Below are 25,966 nucleotides of genomic sequence, written 5' to 3'. Positions count from 1 at the left end.
CTCCCACCCTCGCAGGAGCCCTTCCGGATTCAACCAGTTGACCTGCGCCTTTATGCCGCACCCCAGCTCACGAACTATCCAGACAAGACCGCCCTACTCGCACCCCAGCCCGAGCCGGCCCCGGCCTCCCACCGGGCACAATCCCTCCCCCCTGCCCAGCTGAACCAGAAGACACGTGCTCGCCCACACCACCTCAACCTCCTGAGCCGGACGAAGACCGACGTCAAAGTGCCCCAGAAAGATCGTGCTCAAGAACCTGCCGGTCGAGATCGCCGCCAGGTGCCCCGGCCCCGCGGTCGAGGGCGCGCCGGCCGACATGCCGACCTGGCTGACCGGCCGGTCGAGGGGTGAGGGGGTTAGGCTGGTGCCAGTGGGGCAGCCGTGAGCGCAGGCCTTCCGGAGGCACCGCCGTGGCTGACGATGCCGGCCCCCGCTGATCTGCCCACGACACCCCCGAAGGACTACCCATGACCTACACAGGTGACGTCCAGGTCGGCGGCCCCGCCGACGTGCGCGAGTTGCCCGCGCTCACGATCTACAAGCTCGCCGTCGGCCCGTTCGACAACAACGCGTACCTGCTGCGTTGCGCGGAGACCGGCGACGGGCTGCTGATCGACGCGGCCGCCGACGCCGACCGGCTGCTGGCCCTGATCTCCGACCGGCCGGTCGGTTCGATCGTCACGACCCACCAGCACGGCGACCACTGGCAGGCGCTGGAGCAGGTGGCCAAGGTGACCGGGGCCCAGGTGGTCGCCCACCCGCTCGACGCGCCCGCCCTCCCCGTGCCCGCGGGCCGTACGGTCGAGCACGGCGACACCATCACCGTCGGCGCCGTCACCCTGGAGGTCATCCACCTGCGCGGCCACACGCCGGGCTCGATCGCCCTGCTGTACGACGGCGGCGAGGCGGGGCAGCACCTGTTCACGGGCGACTCGCTGTTCCCGGGCGGCGTCGGCAACACGCAGAAGGACCCGCAGCGCTTCACCCAGCTCTACAACGACGTGGTGGAGCGCGTCTTCGACCGCCTCCCCGACGAGACCTGGGTCTACCCGGGCCACGGCAAGGACACCACCCTCGGCACCGAGCGCCCCGCCCTCCCGGAGTGGAAGGCCCGCGGCTGGTGATCCCCCGCGGCCGATCACGGCCGCGCCACCCAAAAACCCATCTTTTACGGCTGCGCTCGGTGGGCCGCACGCGCCGACGTGGGTGACCGTCCGTCATGGCCGGTCGTGAAGGCTCACGGGCCGCTCGCCGTGACGACGCGTCTCCTGGGCCGACTCCGTGGTCAACCCGACCGTCACCGCATCAAGAGAACACAGCCCCGAACCGCCGTCGAAAACGCGCTGCCCGCGTATGGACGGCCGCCCGGCAAGGTGGAGCTACTGGCGGGCGGCCAGGACGTGGACGATGCGGTCGGCCGCGAGGGCGGGATCGTCGGCCAGCCCGACGAGCTCGCCCCAGGACCACCGATAGAACCATCCCTCGGACATCGGCACGCAGTCGACGGTCTCCGCCAGCAGCGCCGTGTCGGGATCACTGATCCGCAACGCGGGCGGATAGGGCCGGAGGATGGCCGTCAGCCCGCGCTGCTCCAGCTCCGTGGCCAGCTTGCCGAGGAAGTACGTGCGCGTGTGCTCGCGCGGCGTAGCCGACATGGCTCCATCAAAGCCGAAGTAAGACGAAAAATCCCGGTCAGTTGTTAATACGTTCGGCTTCGCGGCGCTGCTCCCGCTTGTAGACCAGCACCCGCAGGGGGATCGCCGCCACAAGCGCGATCTGCATGCTCGCGCCGATCTTGATCGGCATGTCGCCGCCCTCGGGCCAGGCCACCCAGAAGGTCAGGAACGCCACGTTCACCATGATCCAGCCCAGGACGCCCGCCAGGAGCTGCCCCTTCGGCTTGGGGTACTCGATCCGGCTGACCATCAGCCACGCCACGGCGAGCACGGCCAGCAGAGACCAGAAGCTCGGCTGGAACAGCAGCACGATGGAGATCACGGTCATGGCCCCCATGGGGATGGGCAGGCCCATGAAGTCGCCGCTCTTGGTCTTGACGCAGGCGAATCTGGCCAGGCGTACGACGCCTGCCACCAGCACGGCCGCCGCCGCCCCGACCACCATCGGGAACGGCACCTGGTCGGTGAACCCGCCCCAGATCACGACCATGAACGCGGGCGCGAACCCGAAGCTGATGACGTCGGCCAGGTTGTCGAGCTCGGCCCCCATCGCGGAGGCGCGGAAGCGCCGGGCGACGAGGCCGTCGAACAGGTCGCACGTCGCGCCGATGAGCAGCAGCACGATGGCGGTGGCGAAGTAGCTCGGAACGGGCGTGAAATGACCACCGGCAACCTTGAGCTGCTGGATCGCGGAATACGCCAGGACGCAGACCGCGAGGAATCCGCAGACCGCGTTGCCCAGCGAGAGGGAGTCCGCGGCGGACAGGCGGAACGCCTTGCCGACGGGACCACGAGGTTCTTCCTCATCCGCCTGCCAACTGCCGGCGTCAGCCGCGGTCAATTCTGGTCACCCCCGCAACCATCTTCTCACCCACGGACACCGCGGGAGAAATCCCATCGGGAAGGTAGATGTCGACGCGCGAACCGAACCTGATGAGCCCGATCCGCTCGGCCTGCGCGACCTTCGCGCCGGTGCTCACGTACGGCACGATCCTGCGCGCCACCGCGCCCGCGATCTGCACCATCTCGATGTCGCCCAGCGTGGTCTCGAAATGCCACACCACGCGTTCGTTCTGGTCGCTGTCCTTGTTGAACGCCGGCAGGAACCCACCTGCCACATGCTGCACGGAGGTGACATTTCCCGCAAGAGGGGCCCGATTGACGTGGACGTTCAGCGGGCTCATGAAGATCGCGACCCTGGTGCGGCCGTCCGGCCACGGGTCGATGCTCTGCACCACGCCGTCTGCGGGCGACAGGACGCGCCCCTCGCCAGGTGTGCGGTCAGGATCGCGGAAGAACCAGAGCATGCCGCCGGTGAGCGCGCCCAGCGGCACTGCCGCGAGCGCCCAGCGCCTGTCTCGGCGCGTCAGCAGCGCGGTGGCGGCCGCCGCGGCCACCGTCGGGAGGAGCCACGGGGAGACCCCGCGTGCGAGCCTGACGCGGCTCGACTTGGCAGAATCGTCTGACACGTACAACCTTTGATGGTGACTGGATTGGGCGCTTTGCCGTGATGTTACAGAACTAGCAACTATTACACGGCACAACTACACAAGCAAAGCGCCTCGAAGCCCGTTTCGCTAGACCTGCTCCGGGTGCGTTTCCTCGCCCTCGCGCGCGTCGATGCGGGCTTTGATCAGGCTGGCCACGGTGGTGATGACCATGGTGGCCCCGATGACCGAGAGCGACACCCAGATGGGAATTTCTGGCGCCCAGGAGACATGGCTGGCGTGCAACGCCTCCAATATCAGCTTAACCCCGATGAACCCCAGGATGAACGCCAAACCGTAGCTGATGTAGACCAGTCGCTGCAGCAGACCGCCCAGCAGGAAGTAGAGCTGGCGCAGCCCCATCAGGGCGAAGGCGTTGGCCGTGAAGACGATGAAGGGGTCCTTGGTGAGCCCGAAGATCGCCGGAATCGAGTCGAGCGCGAACAGCAGGTCGGTGCTCCCAATCGCGACCATCACGATGAGCATCGGGGTCACCATGCGCCTGCCGTCGATCTTGACGGTGACCTTGGAGCCGACGTACCCGTCGGTGGTCGGGAAGGCCCTGCGGACCCACCTCAGCACGACGTTCTCGTTGAACTCCTCTTCCTCACCCTTGAGGTGCTGCCGGACGAGGTTGATCGCGGTGTAGACGAGGAAGGCGCCGAACACGTAGAAGAGCCAGCTGAAGCGCTCCAGCGCCGCGGCCCCGAGCGCGATGAAGATGCCGCGCATCACCAGCGCGAGCAGGATGCCCACGAGCAGCACCTTGTGCTGGTACTGCCGGGGGACGGCGAACCTGCTCATGATGATGAAGAAGATGAACAGATTATCGACGCTCAGGCTGTATTCGGTGATGTAGCCGGCGAAGAACTCACCGGCTTTGCCTCCTCCGACCGTGACCCACAGGAGCACCCCGAACACAACGGCGAGGGCGACATAGAACGTCACCCAGTAGCTGGCCTGCCGCATGGAGAACTCGCGGGCTTCCCCACGGTCGACGATCCACAAGTCGATGGCGAGGACAACAAGGAGACCGCCGATCACGGCGATCCAGGCCCACACGGGTACAGTCACTTTAAGACCCTCCGGCATGCACGACTCATTGCCGGAGGTCTCTCCCGCCCGCTCAAAACCGCGGACCGGCAGCCCCGGGGGCCCCGTGGAGCGGGGCTGCACCGTGATGACGAGGCTGTCGCGAAGGGATACTCCCCTCCCTAACCCAGGCAGTATATGAGAACCGTTCGACGCGGCCTAATCATCCTTTGGATCTTGACCACCGTAAACTGCCAGCACGCTCTCGACGGCGTCGTCGTCCCCGGGCATCTCCCGCCCTCTCCGCGCGGCCGCCGCGGCGAGCGTTTCCGCAGCTCCTGGCGCTAGGAGCGCCTGTACGGCCCCGCGAAACCCCTCGACGTCCCCGGCCGGGACCAAGATCCCAGCATCTCCCAAAATTTCTGGAATCCCACCCACAGCTGAGGCGATCGCCGGAGTCCCCGACATGAGTGCTTCGCGAAGGGTCAGCGGCTGGCCCTCCCACCTGCTCGGCATCACCAGCGCGACGGCGGCGCCGAGCAGGTCGGGAACGTCGTCCCGGTTCCCCAGCAGCACCACGGGCAGCCGCTCGGCCTGGATCCTGCGCTGCAGCTCCCCGCGCAGCGGCCCCTCCCCCGCGACCACGAACATCGGCTGCTCGGACGGCCACGGCCCGGCGGCGAGGTCGAGCAGCGTCTCGAGCCCCTTCTGCTGGGCCAGGCGGGCGATCGTCAGCAGCACCGGCCGGTCGCCCGCGCCCAGCTCGTCCCTGACCTCCTGCGGGGTGCGCCCCGCCGGCCGGAGCCTGGGCGCGGGCACCACGGCGGCCCGCACGTCACGCGCGCCGAGCCGGGCCATGCCCGCGCCGAGGTCCGGCGAGACGACGAGCACGTGATCGGCCCGCCGCGCCACGATGCGCTCCAGCACCCCGTAGACGAACCCGACGAACCCTCCCGCGGTCAGCGCGTTGTGCAGGGTGACCACCAGCCGCGGCCCGCCCGTCTTCCCGAGGGCGACCAGCGCCCCGGCCCGCAGCCCGTGGGCGTGCACGATGTCGGCGCCTCGGGTCAGCCGCCTGATGGCCAGCGCCGTGCGCAGGTCGTTCGCGGGGTGCGGCCGGTCCGAGACGGCCACCGCCGCGAACCGCGCCCCGGCGCCGGTGTAGGAGAACTGCTCCTCGACGCTGGGCGGCCCGATGACGATCACCCGGTGCCCGCGCCGCACCAGCCCCTCGACCAGCATCCGGACATACCGGCCGGTGCCACCGGACGTGGTGCCCAGCACGAAAGCCACCCGCACGATCCGCTCCTTCCTCGCCGCTCCCGGCCGCCGGGCCGTGGAGCGGCACGCTCAGCCCGATCCGCCCCGGCGCAGCAGCCCGGCCACGGCGTCGGCGTCGGCCCGATCGACCAGGGCCACGACCACGGCCCCCACCACCAGCGCGACGACGGCGGCCAGGACGGTGGCCCACACGTTGGGCCAGATGCCGCTCGCCCCGACCAGCTCCACCGTGCCCGCCCCCGCCAGGTAACCCAGGAAACCGCCCGCGGCCGCCGCGGCCACGGCCCGGGCCAGGCCCGCCACCGCGGCGCTCCCGCGGGCGCGGACCACGGACCCGAGCAGCAGCGCGCCGCCCACGCTCATGCCCACGCTCATGCCGAGCGCCAGGCCGCCGATCTTCCAGGGCCCGGGCAGCACCAGCGCGAAACCCGTCTGCGCGACCGTCGCCACCACCCACGCCGTCACGGTCCCGACGGCGACCGCCCGGCCGCGGCCGGCCGCGTAGAGGACCCGGCTCAGGTGCGCGATGAGCCCGTATCCCACCAGGCCCGGCGCGAACAGCGCGATGGCGTGTGCCAGCTCGGCCGGGAACACGTCGGTCTTGGACCCGAGGAACACCACGGCGCCCGGCCACGAGGCGGCGGCCAGCACCCCGGCCGCCAGCCCGGACACCAGCACCACCGCCCGCGTGGTGCGCGCCGCCAGCTCGGCGAACGCCGCCGGCTCGCCGGCCTGCGCGGACAGCCGGGGGAACGCGCTGGTGGCGATGGGCACGGCCAGCACCGCGTACGGCACCAGGTAGATCGCCCACGCGTAGTTGTAGACGGCGATGGCCCCGCTGCCGATCGTTTTGTTCGCCAGCAGCACCACCACGATCATGGCGACCTGCTGGGCGAGGAGCGCGGCGATCCCGGCGAAGGCTAGCCGGCGCACCTGCCCGGCCACCCCGTCAGGGAACCGCAACGTGGGCCGCCACCTCAGCCCCAGCCGGGCCGTGGGCCTGATCACGGCCAGCACCAGGGACAGCACCCCCAGGCTGGTCCCCAGCGACAGCGCCAGCTCGGCCGGGCCTAGCAGCATCTGGGGAACGCTGTCGCCGCCGCTGAGCGGCACGAACAGCAGGTAGGCCACGATGACCACGATGCTGGACACCAGGGGCGCGACCGCCGGCCCGGCGAAGCGCCGGTGCGCCTGCAGCACGCCGTAGAGCACGACGGCGACGCCGTAAAGGGGGATCTGGGGCGCGAAGACGACCAGCATCCGGGTGGCGACCGCCGTGACCGCTCCGATGTCGCACTTTTCGAGGCCCGCGCCGAAGAACAGCCCGATGACCGGCCCGGCGAACAGCGCGGTGAGCACGGCCAGCGGGACGAGCACGACGACCACCCACGTCAGCAGCGCCGAACTGATCCGCGCCACCCGCTCGTCGTCCGGGGGCCGGGCGGCCGCGCCCGCCAGCACCGGGACGACCATCCCGGCCAGCGCCCCGCCGACGACGACCTCGAACACGATGTTGGGGATCTGGTTGGCGGTCATGTAGGCGGTCGCCAGGCAGTTGGTGCCCACCGTCTGCGCGAAGGCGTACTGCTTGGCGAACCCGGCGACGCGGGCCAGCACCGTGATGGCCCCGATGAGCATGGCGCCGCCCGCGACTCCTCGCGCCGTCACCACTGCCACCCGGCCTCCCCAGCCCCGCGTCCGATCGCGCCGACGAGGAACATCCTGGCAGGTCGTACCGACAAACGAGCGGTCACACAGGGTCGACCGGACGGCGGCCGAGCATGTCGAGGGGGTTGAGCACGGGGTTGCCGGCGATGACCTTGGTGAAGCTGACCTTCTCCGCGGCGGCGGTCAGCGCCACCACGGTGCCCAGCAGGACGTAGCGGCCGGGACGGCCCAGCTTGGTGACGGCGGCGAGCCCGAGCAGGGCGCCCAGGGAGTTGGCCCCGGCGTCGCCGAGCATGGCGCGCTCGCCCAGGTCCTCCGGCAGCAGCGCCGCGGCGGCCCCCAGCGGCACGGCGGCCAGCGCCGCCGCGGCGGGCGAGCTGCGGAAGAGGGAGGCGGCCAGCAGCGGCCCGCCGGTCAGCAGGCCCACCTTGATGGCCCGGCCTGGGCGCAGGTCGAAGAGGTTGGCGAGGTTCGCGGCGCCGGCGATGGTGGCACCGTTGACCAGGGTGTCGACCGGCCCCTGCGAGACGAGGGCGGCGGCGCCGAGCCCGGTCGCGCCGATGCCGAGGATCTTGACGGCGCCGCTGGTGACCTCGCCCCGGGTGAGCGCCGTCAGGTGGCCCTTGAAGCCCTTGGACGACGTGGTGCCGTACAGGTCGTCGTAGGCGCCGAGCGCGCCGCTGCCCGCGCCCGCGACGAGCGCGGCCAGGCGCAGACGGCCCGGCAGGCCCGGCGTGAGCGCGGCCGCCGTGCTCGCCCCCGCCACGAACGCGGGGCCCTCCAGCAGCGTGATGGGCTCGCCGCGGTGGTTCTTGCGCGTCCAGCGGCCGCTCAGGTCGGCCGGCCGATTGCGGGTGAACGCGGCGTACGCGACGCGCGCCGCCGCCGCGCCGATCGCGGCACCGGCTATCGCGTAGAGGAGGCCACGGGCCCGGGTGGCAGGCATGTCAGCTCCCTTACTGGGTGGAGGGGGACGGAGTGGCGGTCGTCACCGTGGGCAGCATCGCGGAGGCGCCCTTGCCGATGCCGTACTGGCCGGCGCGACCGTTCAGCTGCTCCCGCAGAGAGTAGACGATCGCGATCCGGCCCGCGGGCATGTCGGCGGTATCGACCGAGCTGACCCGCTTGGAGACGTCGCCGTCGTCGCGCAGAGCGCCGATCGGGTCGCCGGGCGCGGCGGGGGTCGCGACGGCCCCGGCCAGCACCGTGCCCTTGCCCGCCAGGTCGAGCCCGCCCGCCACGGAGACGAGCGCGCCCGACTGGACGTCGGCGGTCTCGCCCTCGTACGGCTTCTCCGGCGCGAGCATGACCGCGAGCGTGGCCCGCTTGATCGGGTCGCCGTCGATGCTGAGCAGCCCGCCGGTCTCGAAGGAGCTGACGACGTCGGCCGTGGCGGGGTTGGGGGTGTTGGCCTGGGCCTGGTCGGGGGTGACGAAGGCGGCCGACAGCAGCGTGGCGGCCCGGTCCCAGGACGTGGCCGTGGCCGGGAAGACCATGTTGGCCGGTTTGAGCTGGTTGACCAGGCCGTCCAGGACGCCGGTGCCCTTCGGGTCGAGGAACTTCTCCGTCAGCGTGACCCGCCCGGTGATCTCCGCGCCCGCCTGCGTGAGCACCTGCTGCGCGGCCTCGCGGACGGTGCTGCTGGAGCCGGGCGTCTCGACGAGGAGCACCCGCTGGCCCGTCAGGTCGCCGGCCACCAGGTCCGGCGTCAGGGCGGTGATGAGCGCGTCGTTGCCGGACTCGCGGCCCTGGAGCGCGTCGAGCTGTGTCCGCAGCTCCTCTTTCGACTTGGTGAGCTGGGCGGCCACCTCCTGCGCCGACTTGACCGCGGGCTCCTGCAGCAACGTGGTGCCCAGCACGATCCCCACCGCGAGCGCCAGGAAGATCGCGACGATGGAGACGAGGTGGTAGCGAAAATCGATCACGAGAAAAGTCCGACCAGCCAGAAGATGAAGGCGTTCCAGGCATCTTGCAGACCGTTCAGCCAGGTCTGGCCGATCGGCGAGAGGAAGAGCGCGACGCTCATCACGATGAGCGCCGTGATCACGAGCAGGAGCAGCTGCGGGGTGGAGATGCGGCTGCGGTAGAGCCTGCTCACGCCCTTGGCGTCGATGAGCTTGCTGCCGATGATCAGCCGGGTGAGGAACGTGCTGGCCATGCCGGAGCGCCCCTTGTCGAGGAACTCCTCCAGCGTGCCATGGGTGCCCACGGCGACGATCAGTTCGGCGCCCTTGTCGTCGGCCAGGAGCATCGCGATGTCCTCACTGGTGCCGGTGGCGGGGAAGATCACTGCCTCGCGACCGAGTTGGTGGACGCGCTCCAGGCCCGGCGCCCTGCCGTCGCGGTAGGCGTGCACGACGAGCTCGGCACCGCAGGTCAGGGCCTTGGTGGAGACGGAGTCGAAGTCGCCCACGATCACGTCGGGCAGATAACCGGCATCCATGAGCGCGTCGGCCCCGCCGTCGACGCCGACGAGGACGGGACGGTATTCGCGGATGTAGGGGCGGAGGGTGGCGATGTCTTCCTTGTAGTGATATCCGCGCACCACGATGAGGACATGCCTGCCCTCCATCGGCGTGCGGATCTCGGGCACGCCGACTCCGTCGATGAGGAGCTTGCCCTCACCGCGTACGTACTCCATGGTGTTGACGGCGAAAGCCTCGATCTGGACGGCGAGCCCCGCGCGGGCCTCGGCCATGGCCGACTCGACGGCCTCGACGGTCTGCTCCTCGCCCTTGCCGACGATGTCGTCGTCGAGGTAGACCACGCCGTCTTTGACGCGGACGACGTCGCCGTCCTTGACGCGCTCGAACAGCTCCTGATTGACGTTGTCGACGAACGGCACGCCCGCCTCGAGCAAAATCTGTGGCCCCAGGTTGGGGTAGCGACCGCTGATGCCGCAGGCGATGTTCACCACCGCCGCGGCACCGCACGCAACGAGCGCCTCCGCGCTGACCCGGTCAACGTCAACGTGGTCGATAATCGCAATTTCCCCGGGCTGGAGGCGCTTTGTCAGCCTCTTGGTCCGCCGGTCGATTCTCGCCACTGCCGTTACACCGGGAAGGTCTCCAACCTTCCGGCCGCGGAGGCCCGGCATCCTGCTTCCCGGAACCTTCATCAAGACCATCCTGCCAGAGCGAAACAGCGCAGAGGCCACGCATTACACGGCGTGTCCGCTATGTCACCCAGGATCACCTGTCTGCCGCGGCCAGACCAAGGAGCTCTTCGGCGTGGGCCCGGCCCAGCTCGGAGTCCTCCAGACCCGCCAGCATGCGGGAAAGCTCGCGTACCCGACCCTCGTGGTCGAGTGTCACCACGCCGCTGCGCACGACGCTGCCGTCGCTCGCCTTCTCGACCACCAGATGCTGGTCGGCGAACGCGGCGACCTGCGGCAGGTGGGTGACCACGATGACCTGCGCGGTGCGGGCCAGCCTGGCCAGCCGGCGCCCGATCTCGACCGCGGCCTTGCCTCCGACCCCCGCGTCCACCTCGTCGAACACGAACGTCGGCACCGGGTCCGCCCCCGCGAACACCACCTCGATCGAGAGCATGACCCGGCTCAGCTCGCCGCCGGAGGCACCCTTGCCGAGCGGCAGCGGCGGCGCGGCGGGATGGGCGGCCATCCGCAGCTCCACCTCGTCGCGGCCCTCGGGGCCGAACTCCTCGCTCTGGCTGAGCTGCACCACGACCCTGGCGTGGGGCATGGCCAGCGCCGTCAGCTCCTCGGTCACGGCCTCGCCGAACCGCTCGGCGGCGGCCTCGCGCACCCTGGTGAGCTCGGCGGCCAGGTCGGTGAGCCGCGCGGTCAGCTCCTCGTGCTCGCGGCTCAGCTCGTCGATGCGCTCGTCGTCGCCCTCCAACTCGGCCAGCCGCGTGGCGGCCTGCTGCGCCCAGGCCAGGACGCCGGCGCTGTCTTCGGCGTATTTCCGGATCAGCCCGGACAGCACGGACCGGCGCTCCTGCACCGCGGCCAGCCGCGCCGGATCGGAATCGATCGACTCCGCGTAGGCCGCCAGGTCGGTCGCCACGTCGGAGATCAGATATCCGGCCTCGGCCAGCCGGTCGGCCACGGAGGCGAGCTGCGGGTCGAAGTCGCGTACGGCCTCCACGGCCGTGCGGGCCTCGCCGAGCAGCGAGACCACGTCGTGCGGGCCTCCCGCCGCCTCCATGGGGTCGCCGAGCAGCGCGGTGTGCGCGGTGGTGGCGGCGCTGCGCAGCGCGTCGGCGTGCGAGAGCCGCTCCTCCTCGCCGCGCAGGTCGGTGTCCTCGCCCGGCTTGGGGTCGACCTTCTCGATCTCCTCCAGGCCGAAGCGCAGCCGGTCGGCCTCCTGCTCCCGCTCCCTGGCCCTGGTGGTCAGCTCCTCGAGCAGCGCACCGACCTGCTTGTGCCGTTTGTACGCCTGCGAGTAGGCCCGCAGCGGCTTGACCAGATCGTTGCCGGCGTAGCGGTCGAGCGCCGCGCGCTGCCTGGCCGGCTGGAGCAGCCGCTGCTGGTCCATCTGCCCGTGCACGGCCACCAGGTCGTCGGCGAGGTAGGTCAGCGTGCCGACGGGCACCGTGCGGCCGCCGAGCCAGGCTCTGGACCGGCCCTCGGCCGAGACGGTGCGCGAGATGATCAGCTCGCCGTCCTCGACCTCGCCGCCGATGTCCTCGACCTGCTGGGAGACGCGCCCGCCCGACTGGATGACCAGCGTGCCCTCGACGCTCGCCCGGTCGGCCCCCGGGCGGATGCGCGAGGGGTCGGCCCGGCCGCCGAACAGCAGCCCGAGCCCGGTCACGACCATCGTCTTGCCCGCCCCGGTCTCGCCGGTGACCACGTTGAAACCTGGCGAAAGCTCGAGGACGGCCTCGTCGATGACGCCGAGCCCCTGGATGCGGACCTCCTCGACCCTTGGTCGCACTGCCCACTCCCGTTCACTGCCGTGTCTGATGGTCACCCGCGTAGTCTCCGAACACGTGTGCCAACGTGTGCCCAGGCGATCCTACGCGGTCCCGCATCCATTGACTCAGGGTCGCACCCTTCCGCGCCAGCCCTGAACAGGTAGCTCGAACTTGGCCACCAACCTGTCGGTGAAGGGCGCGCCGCTGTTCTCCACGCCGTGCAGCCGCGCCAGGCGTACGGGCTCGGCGCCTCTGCGCACCTCGACCCGCGAGCCCGACGGCAACTCGAAGCGGCGCCGCCCGTCGCACCACAGAACCCCGCCCGGTGTGTCGGGCAGGATCTCGACGGCCAGCGTGGAACGCGGCGAGACCACCAGCGGCCTGGCGAACAGCGCGTGCGCGCTGATGGGCACCATGAGCAGCGCCTCCACCTCCGGCCACACGACGGGTCCGCCCGCCGAGAAAGCATAGGCGGTCGAGCCCGTCGGCGTGGCGCAGATCACACCGTCGCACCCCCACCGCGACAGGGGGCGGCCGTCGATCTCGGCGACCACCTCGAGCATGCGCTCCTGCTTCTCGACGGTCACCTCGTTGAGCGCCCACGTGTCGGCGATCACCCGGCCGTTCTGCCGGGCGAGAACGTCGATCGTCATGCGCTCCTCGACGTCGTAGCGGCCCGCCACGACGCTGTCGACGGCCTCGGCCAGGTCGGCCACCTCCGCCTCAGCCAGGAACCCGACATGTCCGAGATTGACCCCCAGCAGCGGCGTACCCGCCGGCTTGGTCAGCTCGGCCGCACGCAGCAGCGTGCCGTCACCGCCGAGCACGATCATGACCTCGGCGTCCTTGACCGCACCCGGGTCTCCGGGCACCGCCTCCACTCCGCCGCAGCCGACCTCGACGTACTCGGACTCCAGCACCCTTACGTTGATACCGGCATCCACCAGCCGGTTGATGACCAGGCGAGCGCTCTCCACTGCGGCGTCACGCCCGGTGTGTACGGCGACCAGCACGGTCCGTTTCATTGCGGCCCTTCCGCGACGGCACGCTGGATCTCGGCTTCGAGGTCGGCGACAGCCGGCTCGCCCTCCCCTTTGCCCAGCCAGAGCAGATATTCGACATTTCCCGATGGTCCCGGCAGCGGGCTGGCGGTCACACCGCGCACCGTCAGCCCCAGCTCCTGGGCCCTGGCGGCAGCATCGCTCACCGAACGCCTGCGCAACTCCGGATCACGCACGACGCCACCCGCCCCGACGAGGTCCTTGCCCACCTCGAACTGCGGTTTTACCAACATCACGAAATCGGCCCGCGGCGCGGCGACCGAGGCCAGAGCGGGCAGCACCAGCCGCAGCGAGATGAACGACAGGTCGCCCACGACCAGCGTGGGCGGCTCGCCGACCATCTCGGCGGTCAGGTCGCGTACGTTGACGCGCTCCATCACCGTTACCCGCTCGTCAGTACGCAGCGACCAGGCCAGCTGGCCGTAGCCCACGTCCACGGCGAGCACGTGGGCGGCGCCGCGGCGCAGCAGCACGTCGGTGAACCCGCCGGTGGAGGCGCCCGCGTCGAGGCAGCGCCGGCCCTCCACCCTCAGACTCTCGAACGCCTCCAGCGCCCCGAGCAGTTTGTGCGCTCCTCGCGAAACATAGTCGGGCCCCTCCTCCGACTCCGCGACCACGATGGCGGAGGCGGTCTCGACCTGAGTGGCGGGCTTGCGCGCCGCCTGGCCCCCGACGCTGACCCGACCGGCCTCGATGAGCTGGGCCGCCTGCTCACGCGACCTGGCCAGGCCGCGGCGCACCAGCTCGCTGTCCAGGCGAATGCGACGGCTCACTGCTCTTCCACTGCGGTGGCCAGCGTGGACTCGAGCCCGGAGAACGCCTCGTCGAAGACCTGCACGTGCTCACTCACCGGCAGCTCGCCAAGGCGGCCCAGACCGGCCACGATGGCATCGACCCGCTCGTCGCCGGTCTCCTCCGGCAGCTCACTCATGACTCGACGGTAACGCCTCCCGCGAGCGCCCGGGACCTTGGCAGGCGTGTCACGCGTTGAAGCTCATACGGGGGTGCTACTGATGTGGAACGCTACCGTCCGCAAAGGGAAATGAAAGGATGCGCATCATGGCAAGCGTCGAGGAGTGCCGGGCGGCACTGGCCAAGCTCGTCGCCCAGTTCGACGAGATCGACGAGCAGGATCGTGCCAAGCACGTGGTCGAGCGGACGGTCAGCTGCCGGGTTCCCGACCTCGACGTGACCTTCTACGGCCGACTGCACTACGGGGGGCTCGACCCGTTCACCGAACATCCACCGGCGGGCGGCAAGCCGGCGGACGTCAAGCTCACGATTGCGAGCAACGACCTGATCGCCCTGGTGGACGGCGAACTGGACCTGGGCCGCGCACTGCTCGGAGGCCGAGTGAAGATCGACGCCAGCTTCGGCGACCTCCTACGCCTCCGCAGACTCCTCTAACGAATCACCCCACCACCAAACTCCTTCAAGGCCATACCCACCCACCGAACCCCTTCAGGCCCGTCCTCACCCACCGTTCAAGGCCGTACCCACCGACTCCCTTCGGGGCCGTACCCACCGATCCCCCTCGGGGCCGTGCCCACCCCGACCACCAGTCTCCCGAACCCACAAACCCCAGCCGCCCCTCAAGGGCGGCTCACCACCCACCCTCGCCCTCGCCCCCGCCCCCGCACCGGCACCCGCACCCGCACCGGCACCGGCACCGGCACCGGCACCGGCACCGGCACCGGCACCCACCGAACCAGCCGACGACCACCACCCGCGACGGACAGGCGATCCTCCCTGACGGAGGACCAAGGCGACGGAGGACCAAGGCGAGGTCGACGATCACAGCCCTCCAACAAGAACTCCGGCCATCACGCCAACCCGCCCCCAACAAACTCGCCGCCCCCACCCGCAACCCTCACCCAGACCAGCCCGCAACATTCCACAAGACCGGCGCGAAACCCCCAGCGACGCTGACGCACATCGCCCAGGGAGACCGGAGAGCATTCCCTCCGCAAGACCAGCGCACAACACTCAACGCGACCGACGCACACACCCTCCACAGGCCGGCGCGCAACGTCCAGGGGGGGCATGGCGAGCGCCCCCTCCACGAGACCGACGCGTAGCACTCAACGCGACCAACGCGGCCTCAACGGGGACCAAGCCCCCCGCGAACCTCAACCCAACCGATCCAGCACGGGCTTCACGGCATCCTCCTCGACCCGCCCCTCACCGGCCCCTGCCCAGGCTGCGTCGCAGGCGGCCCGCAGCCCATCGATCCAGCTCCCCTCACCATCGAGCCGCAGCACGCCGTCCAGCCATCGGGCCCGCCACCCCCCGCAAGCCCCATCCCGCACCTCGGGGTACGCCTCCAGCAACGAACGCAGATCCTCACCGACGTAGGTGGGCCGATGACGCGGCTCCGCCGTCAGCACGTCGACAGCCGTCGCCACCCCGGTCAGAACCAGCAGGCTTTCAACCCCCGCGTTGGAGGCTCCCTCGATATCGGTGTCCAACCGATCCCCCACGACCAGCGGCCGCCGCGCCCCCGTACGGATCATGGACTCCCGATGCAACGGCGGATCAGGCTTACCCGCATAAACCGGCTCAACCCCGGTAGCCGCTGCGATCACCCGAACCATGGCCCCGTTTCCCGGCAACTCCCCCCGCCCCGTGGGCATCGTGCTGTCCCCGTTGGACGCCACGAACAACGCCCCCTGCCGCACTGCCAACGCCCCTTCCGACAACAGCCCGTACGACAGACCGGGCGCGATCCCCTGCACCACGGCGACAGGCGACTCGGCGGCGGTCGAAACCGGCCGAAGCCCTCGATCCCGTATGGCCAGCCGCAACCCGGACCCACCGACGACGAGCACGTTCGACCCAGGCGGCACCCGTTCAGCGACCAGCCGGGCAGCGGCCTGGGCAGAGGTCACCACGTCGTCGGCCGAGGCCGGCGCCCCAAGCTCACGCAGGTGAGCGGCGATGGCGGCAGGCGTACGAGAAGCGTTGTTGGTGACATAGGCCAGCCGCACGCCACGCCGCTGAGCCTCCTCCAATGCCTCCGGCGCCCCCGGCACCGCATGGCTGCCCAGGTAGACCACACCGTCGAGGTCGAGCAGCAAGGTGTCATAGCCGTCGATCAGCACAGCGCCTCTCCCGTTTGACTCTCACGCCGCGTGCGACTTTAGCGCTGCCCTCACACTCACCCTCACAAAGGCCAGCCATTTCCACGCCCCATCTCCCCAAGCCAACAACCCCTCACCCACCCAACCCCTCAACCGCACCCCACTCCCACAACGCACCAAAGGCCCTCCACCACCGACACCCCGGAGCCCCAATCACACCCTCACCCACCAAAGTCCGGCACTACCAACGCCCCCGCTCCCCACCGCACTCACGCCTTCACCGCATCAATCCCCGCCACCACCAACACGCCCAGTTCCCCCAACCTCACACCCTCACCACGCCCAGACCCTCAGCACGCCCTGGCTCCCACCGCACCTCCACCACACCCGATCCCGCCCCCCGCACCCACACCCGTTCCCGCCCTCACACCCACGCCCACGCCCACGCCCACGCCTGGATCCTCACGACACCCAGACCCTCACGCATCCAGATCCTCACCAAATAGGCCCTCACACCACCAGCAGTCCTGACCCCCAACACGCCCACGCGCTCACCGCATCGCCCTCCACGATCAGCACCCCGATCCCCCCACCACATCTGCCCTTCACCCCATCGAAGCGCCCCTTCAGCCCATCGAAGTTCCGCCTCGCCAGTGCATCGTGGTTGCCATCAGCTCCGACACCCTTCGCACGCCGACGGCCCGCATCCCGAGTCAGGCGTCCCACAACCACCAACCCCACCCACAAACCGAAGCAGCCTTCACCCGTGCCCTCGCGCGACGAGACCACTCAACGCCAAACCTCACAGCGCCATGACCTTGCCCGACAACCCAATGCCGCACGAGAACACAAGCACGACAAAAAGGCGCCGGCCACCATGCACTAGCAGGCGGAACCGGGCGCAAGGTTCCGGCCAATACCCAACCTCAAACGGAACGACACAAGACGCAGCTCAACGGACGCACCCACGCCACAACGAGACACGTTCAGAGATCCAAAGAAGAAGACGACCGCAAAGAGGCCGGGACGGCCCCCAACACCCCACGCTCTCCGATTACATTTCGCGCCGAGCCCGCAAGGTAGCGCGAACACTCTTCAAAGCCGAAACATAATGCCGCTCATCCGGCCGCATGGCCACCGCGATGGCCAGGGGCTCCTGCGCCCCCTCCACATCCCCGGTCCGCCACAACGCCAGCCCCAACCCAAAGTAGGCATAATCCTCGGCCGGATTAGCATTCACGATCTGCCGAAAACTAGCGGCAGCCTCCGCGTACTGCCGTGAATTGAACTGCGCCCGAGCCAATGCCTCCAGAATGCTGCGCGATTCAGGCTCTGCCGCAGCGGCACGCTCCAGCAACGCGGCAGCGGCAGCCGGACTGCCCTCTTTGAGCAACCTCACCCCACGCTGATACCAGTCGTAAACACCGCCCCCGGGAGCGCCTGAATTCTCGTTCTGAACATTTCCGTCGTGGGCCATGCGTGGGGACTCCTTCATCGCTGAACGACGGCCCGCTTCGCCCTGCTGCGGAACGGGCACGGGCTGCAACCATGGGGCGACTTCCGGAAGGCACAAGCATTTATGGGAGCATGCCCGGTATGGGGATTCCTGAACTGCCGATGCCGGACGGGCTGGTGCTGCGGCCCTTCCGAGGGGTTCGTTTCGCCGTCGAAGATCCCGCCAGGGTGACCTCCCCACCATACGACCTGATCTCCGACGCCGACGTGGACGCCCTCCTGGACTCCCATCCGAACAACGTCGTCCGCCTCATCCTTCCCCGCTCCCCTCGGAGCGATTCCTCCGCACAACCACCAAACCCCTATCGGCAACAGGAATCAGACCGCACACCCCACGCCCATACCGCGGCCCACCGTCCCTCGGCCGACGGCGAACCGACCACCGCCCAACAGCAAGCGCCCACTCCTGCCACCCCGCCCGACGCCGGGCTCGCAACCCGCTACGCCGGGGCACGGGACACGCTGAGGGCCTGGCTGGACGCGGGTGTCCTGGTGCCGGACGAGGTTCCGGCGCTCTATGTGTACGAGCAGAGCGGACCGAACATCCTGCAACGCGGCTTGATCGGCGACGTGGGCCTGGCCGATCCGGGACAGCGCATCATCCTCCCCCACGAGGACGTCATGCCAGGCCCCATCGCCGACCGGCTCGCCCTCATGAGCACGACCAAGGCCAACCTCGAGCCCATCTTCCTCCTCTACAACGGCGACAACGGCGCGGCCACACGCCTGGTGGACATGGTCGCCTCGACCCGGCTCCCCCTCGTGTCCGCCCACACCGAGGACGGCCTCACACACCGCCTTTGGGCCATCACGGACACATCGGAGATCGACGCGATAAACGCCGACCTCCATGACCGCCAAGCCCTGATCGCCGACGGCCACCACCGGTACGCGACGTACCGCGTACTCCAACGCCAGGAGCACGCCACCCACCGCTCCCACCAACCCGAGCCGGCAATCCCCACCATCGCCCCTCGACCTGAGCCATCAGCCCCTACTGCCTCCGCCCAGCCCGAACCATCAGCCCCCACCATCGCGCATCCAGTCATCGCCGCAGAAGCCCAGCAACCCACCACCGCACCGGGACAACTCCACATCCCGTCCGAAGCCCCGTTGTCTCCCTCGCCCGTCGGGCCGGCGGCTCAGCCGTCTCATCCCGTCATCCCTTCAGTGACACAGTCATCTCCTTCCGCCAAGCACATTGATGAGGAGGAGAAACCACGGACTCCCGGTGTCCCCCGTGCCTCCGACGCCCCCGATGGCCCTGGCGAGCCCGGATCCGAGCGCTCCAGCGGCGGACCTGCAACGCCAGAACCCTTGGTCGGGCCGTGGGACTTCGGGCTGGCGCTGCTCGTCGACTCCACCGCGTACCCGCCCAATCTGCAGGCCATCCACCGCGTCATCCCCGGCCTCCCCCTCTCCGAGGCAACTGCCAAGGCCAGGGGCGCGTGGCAGGTGCACGACTTCGACGACTTGGCGCAGGGTTTGGCCGCCCTGAAGGAGGCTGCGGAGCCTGCCTTCCTGCTCGCCGGTGAGGGCGGCGTGCACCTGCTCACCAACCCCGACCCGGTGCAGCTCGCCCGCGCCATGCCGCCCGACCATTCCGACCGCTGGAACTCTCTCAACACCTCCGTCCTCTCGGAGTTCGTCCTGCCCAAGGTGTGGGGCATGCGCGACGACGAGCAGGCCGTACGCATCGTCCATCACAACACGGACGCCGCAGTGCGACTGGCCATCCGCACCGGCGGCACCGCGGTGCTCCTCAAGCCGCTCGCGGTCGACGACGTGCTGGCCGTTGCAGCGGGCGGCGAACGAGTCCCCCGCAAGTCCACCTCCTTCGGCCCGAAACCCAGGACCGGACTGATCCTCCGTATGTTCGCCATCGACTGACGCAACCGTCTCCTTCCAGTTGCGACCGGTCGGCACAGCCATCCACCAACCGGAAAACCCCTGGGTCGAACGACTCCACTTAATGGGTGCCGGCACTACCGCTGGCCACGCGACGCGTACGCCTCACCTGCCTGGGGGAACCTATGTCCGCGGCGACCAGCCCACCGCGCCGGAGTGAGGACGCCGTTCACGGTCGGGCAGACCTCAAGAGACACGCCTACGTCAGCCCCAACACGAGGACCCCATTCACGGTCCGGCAGACCTCAAAGGAAACCTGCGCCTGCGGCCGCCGACCCCCCGCTCCAACACGAGGACTCCGTCCATGGTTGGGCAGACGTCAAGGGAATGCGCCCACGGCGGCCGGCCCGGCGTCCAGCACGAGGACGCCGTTGACGGTCCGGCAGACCTCTAGGGAACCTGCGCCTGCCAACCCACCCGCCCGGCACGAGGACGCCATCCGCAGCCAGGCAGGCCTCAAGGAACACGCCCGCGCCAGCCAACCACCGCCCCAGCACGAGGACATCGTCCACGGTCGGGCAAGCCTCAAGGGAGGCTACGCCTGCGGCGGCCGGCCTGCTGCCCCGCGCTGGGACGCTGTTAGCGGGTGCGAGAGGCTCGATGGATTTCGCATCGCGCTCGGTGCTCCGTGGCCGTGGCGTGGTGGGTGGGTGGGTCAGCTTGCGGGGGCGAGGTAGACCACTTGGCGGGGGATCAGGGCGGCGAGGCTTCCGTTGGGGCTGTGGGTGGGGTCGTCCGGGAGGTCGATGGGGAGGGGTACGTCGGCTTCGTACGGCCTGGCGGAGCTGACCTCCACCTCGTACCGCCAGATCTTGGCCGCGGACGGGCCGAAGACGCGGCAGCGGAAGGACCCCGTCACCTCCATGTAGTCGCGGGGTTTGAGGCCGCGGACTATTGTCGCCGTCTCCGGGTCGAAGGTGACGCACGGGATGCTGTCCGTCAGGGCGGCCCCGCGTCGGTTACGGCGCCGGCGCACGATGATGCGCCACTTCGCCACGGTGTCGCCGCTGGGCAAGGAGTGCTCCTCGACCCCCGCTGACAGCCGGCCTACCAGCAAGACTTCGTTGCGATCCACTGTCGTCCTCCTAGCGGTGCTCTGGTGGAGATCACTATCTACGATGAAGGGGAGACCGGATCGGCTGGAATGCCGTTCTGGGGACAGCGGCTGGAGGGTCGGGAGTTCCTGTGGAAAACATCACCGCGTTGGGTGGCGACGTCTATGAAATCGACACCAAAATGGCTGGATACACGGGTATCACGGCCGGTTATCTGATTTTGGGTGATCGGCCGTGTCTCGTGGAGACCGGCACCTCGACCTCGGCTCCTGTGGTGCGCGACGCGCTCGCCTCGCTCGGCGTCGGCCCAGAGGACCTGGCCACCGTCGTGGTGACGCACATTCATCTGGACCACGCGGGTGGCGTGGGGGACATCGCCAAGTTCTTCCCGTCCGCGCAGATCGTCGTACACGAGAAGGGCGCCCGCCATCTGGCTGATCCGTCACGGTTGATGGCCAGCGCGCGGATGGTGTGGGGCGACAAGCTCGACACGCTTTTCGGCGAACTGTCCCCCACCGAGGCCGAACGCATCGTGGCCCTCGGCGACACCGGAGCCATCGATCTGGGCAACGGACGTACGCTGAACAGCCACTACTCACCCGGCCACGCGAAACACCACGTGGGCCTGATCGACTCCGCCACCGGCGACCTGTACGTCGGCGACGCGGCTGGCGTCTACCTTCCCGAGACGGGCGATCTCCGCCCGGCCACGCCGCCGCCGGACTTCGACCTGCAGACGGCGCTCGACTCGATCGCGTTGTTCGGGGCGCTTGGGCCGCAGCGGCTGCTGTTCAGCCACTATGGGCCGGTCGATGCGGTACAGGAGACCTTGGAGCGGTCTGCGGAAGAGCTCCGCGTCTGGGTTGATCTGACACGGCAGGCTCATTCTGAGGGGATGGATCTCGACCATGCTGTCGCAATGGTGAGGGATCGCACCAAGGATCGCTATCGCGCGTTGGAGGCTGGTGGCGGAGATGATGGGGCAGCTGAGCAGTTCGAGCTGTTGAGTGGTGCTCCGTCGAATGTGGCGGGCATCCTTCACTGGCTCAACCGCGTCTCGCCGTAGTCGCCTTCTCCGGGAGGTCCGGGGCGACGGGGGCGGGCGGATGCCACCGTCGCCTGATCGTCAAATATGCCCCGAAGTCGTACGGGTGCCGGGCTTCTCGGCCCCATGCGCGTGCGGGCACTCCGCGCTGCTGAACGTGCTCTGTACTCAGCCACTGTTCGTGCGCGGGACTCAGCCGCTGTACGTGCACCGGATTCATCGGCGTCAAGTGCCTAAGATCACGCGTATACATGGCTCCTCACCCGTCAACGCGTGCAGGATTCCTCGTGACGAGACGGGCGCGGGGCTTCAGGTGGTCCGATGCGTCCCCAAATGTGGGCCAGAGCTCTCCGTCCCGTACGCGGGCCGGGCTCCTCGCCGTCAGACGCGTGCGACATTCCTTGCTACCGGGCTCGCCGCCACACGGGTGCGCAGCTTTACACGTGCGAACGCCAGGTCGCCAGACGTGAGCCGGTTCCTCCATGGCATGCGCGTGCTGGGCTTCTCGCCGTTCATCGGCCGGAGGATCCCCCGGTGGTCGGCATGCGTGGGTGTTCGTCGTTCGGTGAAACTCGTGCGCGGCCGCTCGCGCCTCCCCGCCGTACCGGACCGGTTTGACCGTCTTGTGATGACGGTGCCGGTCCGGGTACGGCGGGGACGTGCGGCGTCAGTCGTCGGACTTGCGCTTGGCGTCCGAGGCGGGTTCGTCGGACTCGTCGATGAGCGTGTCGCCGAAATTGGGCTCGATGAACGCCGGAGTGATGCCCGGCGCCTCGACCTGCTTCGCCGCCTCCGGAGCGGTCCGCTGCTCGTCAGCGCCCTCCGGAGTCTCAGCGACCTCCGGAGTGTCGGCGGGACCGGGCTGCTCGGGCGCTTCGGCCGGGGCCGCTTGCGGTCCACGGTCCGATGCGTCCGCAGCCGGGGCCGCTTCTCCCGACTCCTGTACGTCCGCCGGGGCCGCGGCCACTTCTCGCGGCTCCCGGTCCGATGCGTCCGTCGAGGTCGGGGCCGCTTCTTGCGGCTCCTGATCCGATGCGTCCGCTGAGGTCGCGCTCTGCGGCTCCGCCTCCAGAATGTCCCCGAAGGTCGCGCCCTGCGGCTGATCTTCAAGAACGTCGGCCGGAACCGTTTCCTGCGGCTTCTCCCCAACTGGAGCCGTTTCCGGTACGTCGGCGGCGTCGGTCCGCGCCTCGTCCGCTACGTTCTCCGGGGAGTCCAGCAGGTCGCCCGCTTCCGCCAGGGCGGTCGCGTCGTCCACGTCCTCGGCCGCCTCAGCTGCTTCGGCCGCGCCGGCGTCGTCGAAGTCGTCCTCGTAGTCGAAATCTTCCTCGACGTCCTCGATGACGGACCCGGTCAGCTCCGCGTAGCGTTCGGCGGCCTCGGTCTCCCCGTCCTCGTCGAACGCCATCGCCCGTCCGAACCAGTCCGTGGCCGCCTCCTGGTGCCCGGAATCGGCCAGAGCATCCGCGTACGCGAATGCCAGCCGCGCCGACCACGGCCTGGGCTGCGGGTCGCGCAGCTCAGGGAGGCGCTGCAGGGTGATCACGGCGGCGTCGTGCTGGCCCAGGTCGCGGCGGGCACCGGACTCGACGATGGTCAGCTCGATGCGTCCGGCCCGGTCGAGGCGTTCGGCCTCCGGCGAACGTACGAGGTCGAGCGCCCGCTCCGGCCGGCCGAGACCGCGCTCGCAGTCGGCCATGACCGGCAGGTACGCGTCAGATCCCGTCATCCTCCTGGCAGCGCGCAGATCGCTCAGCGCCTCGGAGAAGTGTCCCGCGCGGTAGGCGACGATGCCCGCCGCCTCCCGTACGACGCCGATCCTGGCCGCGAACCGCCGTGCCACCTTCGTGTGCTCGTGCGCCCGGTCGGGGTCGTCGTCCTCGAGCGCCCGCTCGGCGGCGACCAGGTGCCGGCCCACCAGCTCGGCGAGGTCGCCGGGGAGGGAGCGCAGCTCCTCACGCACTTCCTTGTCGAGCTCGTCCGCGGTGATGTCGGGCGCGATCTCGGGCAGCTTCTCGCGCGGGGCCTCGGCCTCGCGGTCGGACCTGCCGTACCTGGCGCGGGTGCCCGAAGAGCCGGAACGCTCGTCGCGGTCGTCCCGCGAGAACGGACGCGAACCTTCGCGACGGGGACCGTAGCCGCCCTCGCGACGGTCGCCACCACCACGCGGGCCACGGTCGCCCTCGCGCCTGTCACCGAATCCGCCCTCGCGGCGCTGGCCCCGATCCTCCCGGAACCCGCCCTCACGGCGGTCGCCGAAGCCGCCTTCGCGGCGCGGACCGCGATCGTCCCGCGAGAACGGACGCGAGCCTTCGCGGCGGGGGCCGTAGCCGCCCTCACGCCGGTCACCGAAACCGCCCTCACGGCGGGGACCACGATCATCCCGATCCCGGAACGGACGGCGCTCGTCACCCTCACGACGCGGACCCCGATCGTCACGGAACCCGCCCTCTCGGCGCGGGCCGCGGTCATCACGGAAGCCGCCCTCACGACGAGGTCCTCGGTCCTCACGGAAGCCACCCTCACGGCGCGGGCCCCGATCGTCACGGAACCCACCCTCACGGCGGTCGCCAGACCGGCCCTCGCCGAAGCCGCCTTCACGCCTGGGCCCGCGGTCCTCCCGGAAGCCGCCCTCACGACGAGGTCCTCGGTCCTCACGGGAGCCGCCTTCGCGACGCGGTCCTCGGTCGTCGCGGAAGCCGCCCTCACGGCGGTCGCCGTACCGGCCCTCGCGCCGCTCGCCGTAACCGCCCTCACGGCGGGGACCACGATCATCCCGATCCCGGAACGGACGGCGCTCGTCGCCCTCGCGGCGCGGACCGCGATCGTCCCGATCCCGGTAGGTACGACGATCGTCACCACGAGGTCCACGATCGTCACCTTCACGCCTGGGGCCGCGGCTGTCGCGGAAGCCACCGTCACGGCGTGGACCGCGATCGTCCCGGAACCCGCCACCCTCACGGCGCGGACCCCGATCGTCACGGAAACCGCCCTCGCCGCGCGGACCCCGGTCCTCCCGGAAGCCACCCTCGCGACGCGGGCCCCGATCGTCACGGAAACCGCCCTCGGCGCGCGGGCCCCGGTCCTCCCGGAAGCCGCCTTCCCGGCGTGGGCCCCGGTCGTCCCGGAAACCGCCCTCACGACGCGGTCCTCGGTCGTCCCGGGAGCCGCCCTCACGGCGGTCGCCGTACCGGCCCTCGCGCCGCTCGCCGTAACCGCCCTCACGACGGGGACCACGATCATCCCGATCCCCGAACGAACGACGCTCGTCACCCTCTCGGCGCGGACCGCGATCGTCTCGGTAGCCGCCGTCGCGTCGCGGCGTTCTGTCTCCACGATCGTAGGAGCGCGGCCTGTCGTCGGAACGGAAGGGACGGTCGCCGCCGGAGTCTCGTCCGCGAGAGCCGTATCCGCCGCTCCCCCTGTCTCCGCTGGAGCGCCTGTCCCCGGAGTCGCCGCGCCCGCGCTGTCCGCCGTCCGATCCGTTATCTCTGTTCACTTCTGGTCCATTTCGTTGGCTCACCCAGCGGACTCACAACGACGGTCCACCGTGGCTGGTCGCCGCCTCTCGGGCCTTACGCGACGAAGGCCACCCGTGGGGGTGGCCCGGTTCCTCCCAGCCTAGCAAGCCGCAGTACGTCCATGAGCCCGGACGCAAGCCGTATATTGACGGGGCCACAAACGCTCGGTCAGCGAGAGTGCTCACTATGTCACCACGCGTCCACGAAATATCCGAGGTCCGACCTCCTTGACGGACGACAAGCGCGATTCGCCGGCTGGATCTGCCTGCCTCATGCCAAGACCTCGCCTGCTGGACCTCGCTTTCAGCGAACATCCGGGGTGGTTGGTGTAGACCGTCATCAAGGTCATTCTGAACGCGGCCCAGAGATCGGCTCGACGGGCTCGGAGGTCAATTGAAATCAGGGTCCTGTCACCGCCTTGCCGAAGCGGTCGATGCCGGCCTCTTATTCCAGGCGAAGGCTCGAATTTCGAAACGATGCACAGCCGCGAGGATGCGTGAAACGGCACACTTACAAAAATGCGTGCTTAGGGCGGCGCGTGCCGCTGAAGGTAACACGGGTGTCGTCAGCTGACCGTGCGGGAGAGCGCCGCACAGCGCCGCACAGACCCGCCCAGACAACAAAAAAAGGGGCCCGACGCACAAGGCGTCGAGCCCCTACAAAAGATTGTCCGGCGGCGACCTACTCTCCCACACCCTCCCGAGTGCAGTACCATCGGCGCAGAGAAGCTTAACTTCCGGGTTCGGAATGTAACCG

Annotated in this window: 22 protein-coding genes and 1 rRNA gene; 5 read left to right on the top strand and 18 right to left on the bottom strand. The window is 69.7% G+C overall.

The window, feature by feature from the left end; genetic code table 11:
- The first annotated feature begins 467 nt into the window (after window positions 1-467).
- Window positions 468-1,124 (top strand): MBL fold metallo-hydrolase, encoded by a 657-nt coding sequence (locus ABZS69_RS45570; protein ID WP_355384309.1) that lies wholly within the window; start codon window positions 468-470, stop codon window positions 1,122-1,124.
- A 255-nt stretch (window positions 1,125-1,379) separates the two neighbouring features.
- Here the strand turns inward: ABZS69_RS45570 and ABZS69_RS45565 are convergent, their stop codons facing one another.
- The 13 genes from ABZS69_RS45565 to ABZS69_RS45505 form a co-directional block, all read right to left on the bottom strand.
- A complete protein-coding gene (locus ABZS69_RS45565; protein WP_355384306.1) occupies window positions 1,380-1,655 on the bottom strand; it encodes a hypothetical protein in 276 nt (91 codons plus the stop codon).
- 37 nt (window positions 1,656-1,692) lie between these two features.
- On the bottom strand, window positions 1,693-2,517 hold the full coding sequence (gene pssA, locus ABZS69_RS45560; RefSeq protein WP_355384303.1) for a CDP-diacylglycerol--serine O-phosphatidyltransferase: 825 nt from the start codon (window positions 2,515-2,517) through the stop codon (window positions 1,693-1,695).
- Entirely contained in the window at window positions 2,504-3,145 is a 642-nt protein-coding gene (locus tag ABZS69_RS45555) for a phosphatidylserine decarboxylase (RefSeq protein ID WP_355384300.1), read from the bottom strand. The genes pssA and ABZS69_RS45555 overlap by 14 nt, the downstream gene beginning before the upstream one ends.
- 108 nt (window positions 3,146-3,253) lie before the next feature.
- Window positions 3,254-4,237 (bottom strand): TerC family protein, encoded by a 984-nt coding sequence (locus tag ABZS69_RS45550; RefSeq protein WP_355384297.1) that lies wholly within the window; start codon window positions 4,235-4,237, stop codon window positions 3,254-3,256.
- Between the two features lie 177 nt (window positions 4,238-4,414).
- Entirely contained in the window at window positions 4,415-5,494 is a 1,080-nt protein-coding gene (locus ABZS69_RS45545; protein WP_355384294.1) for a glycosyltransferase family 4 protein, read from the bottom strand.
- A 51-nt stretch (window positions 5,495-5,545) separates the two neighbouring features.
- Complete coding sequence (locus tag ABZS69_RS45540; protein ID WP_355384291.1) at window positions 5,546-7,153, bottom strand: lipid II flippase MurJ; 1,608 nt, start codon at window positions 7,151-7,153, stop codon at window positions 5,546-5,548.
- A gap of 73 nt (window positions 7,154-7,226) precedes the next feature.
- Window positions 7,227-8,090 (bottom strand): hypothetical protein, encoded by an 864-nt coding sequence (locus tag ABZS69_RS45535; RefSeq protein WP_355384288.1) that lies wholly within the window; start codon window positions 8,088-8,090, stop codon window positions 7,227-7,229.
- Between the two features lie 10 nt (window positions 8,091-8,100).
- Window positions 8,101-9,069 carry a copper transporter gene (locus ABZS69_RS45530; RefSeq protein ID WP_355384285.1) on the bottom strand — a complete coding sequence of 323 codons (969 nt, stop codon included), beginning with the start codon at window positions 9,067-9,069 and terminating at the stop codon, window positions 8,101-8,103.
- Complete coding sequence (gene steA / locus ABZS69_RS45525; RefSeq protein WP_355384282.1) at window positions 9,066-10,262, bottom strand: putative cytokinetic ring protein SteA; 1,197 nt, start codon at window positions 10,260-10,262, stop codon at window positions 9,066-9,068. The genes ABZS69_RS45530 and steA overlap by 4 nt, the downstream gene beginning before the upstream one ends.
- 73 nt (window positions 10,263-10,335) lie before the next feature.
- Window positions 10,336-12,045: a DNA repair protein RecN gene (recN, locus tag ABZS69_RS45520; protein ID WP_355384279.1), complete on the bottom strand. Its 1,710-nt coding sequence runs from the start codon at window positions 12,043-12,045 to the stop codon at window positions 10,336-10,338.
- A 105-nt stretch (window positions 12,046-12,150) separates the two neighbouring features.
- Window positions 12,151-13,050, bottom strand: a complete 900-nt coding sequence (locus ABZS69_RS45515; RefSeq protein ID WP_355384276.1) for an NAD kinase — start codon at window positions 13,048-13,050, stop codon at window positions 12,151-12,153.
- Window positions 13,047-13,859 carry a TlyA family RNA methyltransferase gene (locus ABZS69_RS45510; protein WP_355384273.1) on the bottom strand — a complete coding sequence of 271 codons (813 nt, stop codon included), beginning with the start codon at window positions 13,857-13,859 and terminating at the stop codon, window positions 13,047-13,049. The genes ABZS69_RS45515 and ABZS69_RS45510 overlap by 4 nt, the downstream gene beginning before the upstream one ends.
- Window positions 13,856-14,017, bottom strand: coding sequence for a hypothetical protein (locus ABZS69_RS45505; protein WP_192785752.1), 162 nt, complete (start codon window positions 14,015-14,017; stop codon window positions 13,856-13,858). Before ABZS69_RS45505 ends, ABZS69_RS45510 begins: the two co-directional genes overlap by 4 nt.
- 128 nt (window positions 14,018-14,145) lie before the next feature.
- On the opposite strand from ABZS69_RS45505, the gene ABZS69_RS45500 reads away from it, so the two are divergent.
- Window positions 14,146-14,493: an SCP2 sterol-binding domain-containing protein gene (locus tag ABZS69_RS45500; RefSeq protein WP_355384269.1), complete on the top strand. Its 348-nt coding sequence runs from the start codon at window positions 14,146-14,148 to the stop codon at window positions 14,491-14,493.
- A gap of 722 nt (window positions 14,494-15,215) precedes the next feature.
- Here the strand turns inward: ABZS69_RS45500 and ABZS69_RS45495 are convergent.
- Window positions 15,216-16,187: an HAD-IIA family hydrolase gene (locus tag ABZS69_RS45495; protein ID WP_355384266.1), complete on the bottom strand. Its 972-nt coding sequence runs from the start codon at window positions 16,185-16,187 to the stop codon at window positions 15,216-15,218.
- A gap of 1,033 nt (window positions 16,188-17,220) precedes the next feature.
- Window positions 17,221-17,643: a tetratricopeptide repeat protein gene (locus tag ABZS69_RS45490; protein ID WP_355384263.1), complete on the bottom strand. Its 423-nt coding sequence runs from the start codon at window positions 17,641-17,643 to the stop codon at window positions 17,221-17,223.
- Window positions 17,644-17,762: 119 nt separating this feature from the next.
- Here ABZS69_RS45490 and ABZS69_RS45485 point away from each other — a divergent pair, with 119 nt between their 5' ends.
- Window positions 17,763-19,571, top strand: coding sequence for a DUF1015 family protein (locus tag ABZS69_RS45485; protein WP_355384260.1), 1,809 nt, complete (start codon window positions 17,763-17,765; stop codon window positions 19,569-19,571).
- A 673-nt stretch (window positions 19,572-20,244) separates the two neighbouring features.
- Here ABZS69_RS45485 and ABZS69_RS45480 read toward each other — a convergent pair.
- Window positions 20,245-20,664 (bottom strand): single-stranded DNA-binding protein, encoded by a 420-nt coding sequence (locus tag ABZS69_RS45480; RefSeq protein ID WP_355384257.1) that lies wholly within the window; start codon window positions 20,662-20,664, stop codon window positions 20,245-20,247.
- Window positions 20,665-20,774: 110 nt separating this feature from the next.
- Here ABZS69_RS45480 and ABZS69_RS45475 point away from each other — a divergent pair, with 110 nt between their 5' ends.
- Window positions 20,775-21,710 (top strand): MBL fold metallo-hydrolase, encoded by a 936-nt coding sequence (locus tag ABZS69_RS45475; protein WP_355384254.1) that lies wholly within the window; start codon window positions 20,775-20,777, stop codon window positions 21,708-21,710.
- 646 nt (window positions 21,711-22,356) lie between these two features.
- Here the strand turns inward: ABZS69_RS45475 and ABZS69_RS45470 are convergent.
- On the bottom strand, window positions 22,357-23,652 hold the full coding sequence (locus ABZS69_RS45470) for a hypothetical protein (protein WP_355384251.1): 1,296 nt from the start codon (window positions 23,650-23,652) through the stop codon (window positions 22,357-22,359).
- On the opposite strand from ABZS69_RS45470, the gene ABZS69_RS45465 reads away from it, so the two are divergent.
- Window positions 23,596-25,314 carry a hypothetical protein gene (locus ABZS69_RS45465; RefSeq protein ID WP_355384248.1) on the top strand — a complete coding sequence of 573 codons (1,719 nt, stop codon included), beginning with the start codon at window positions 23,596-23,598 and terminating at the stop codon, window positions 25,312-25,314. The two genes, ABZS69_RS45470 and ABZS69_RS45465, sit on opposite strands and share 57 nt — an antisense overlap.
- 564 nt (window positions 25,315-25,878) lie before the next feature.
- Here the strand turns inward: ABZS69_RS45465 and rrf are convergent.
- Window positions 25,879-25,966, bottom strand: a 5S ribosomal RNA gene (gene rrf, locus ABZS69_RS45460); the annotation flags it as partial.

Source organism: Nonomuraea sp. NPDC005650 (assembly GCF_040605375.1).
Taxonomy (GTDB): domain Bacteria; phylum Actinomycetota; class Actinomycetes; order Streptosporangiales; family Streptosporangiaceae; genus Nonomuraea.
The sequence above is the reverse complement of the archived record's forward strand: the minus strand, read 5'-3'. Positions and strand labels throughout refer to the sequence as shown.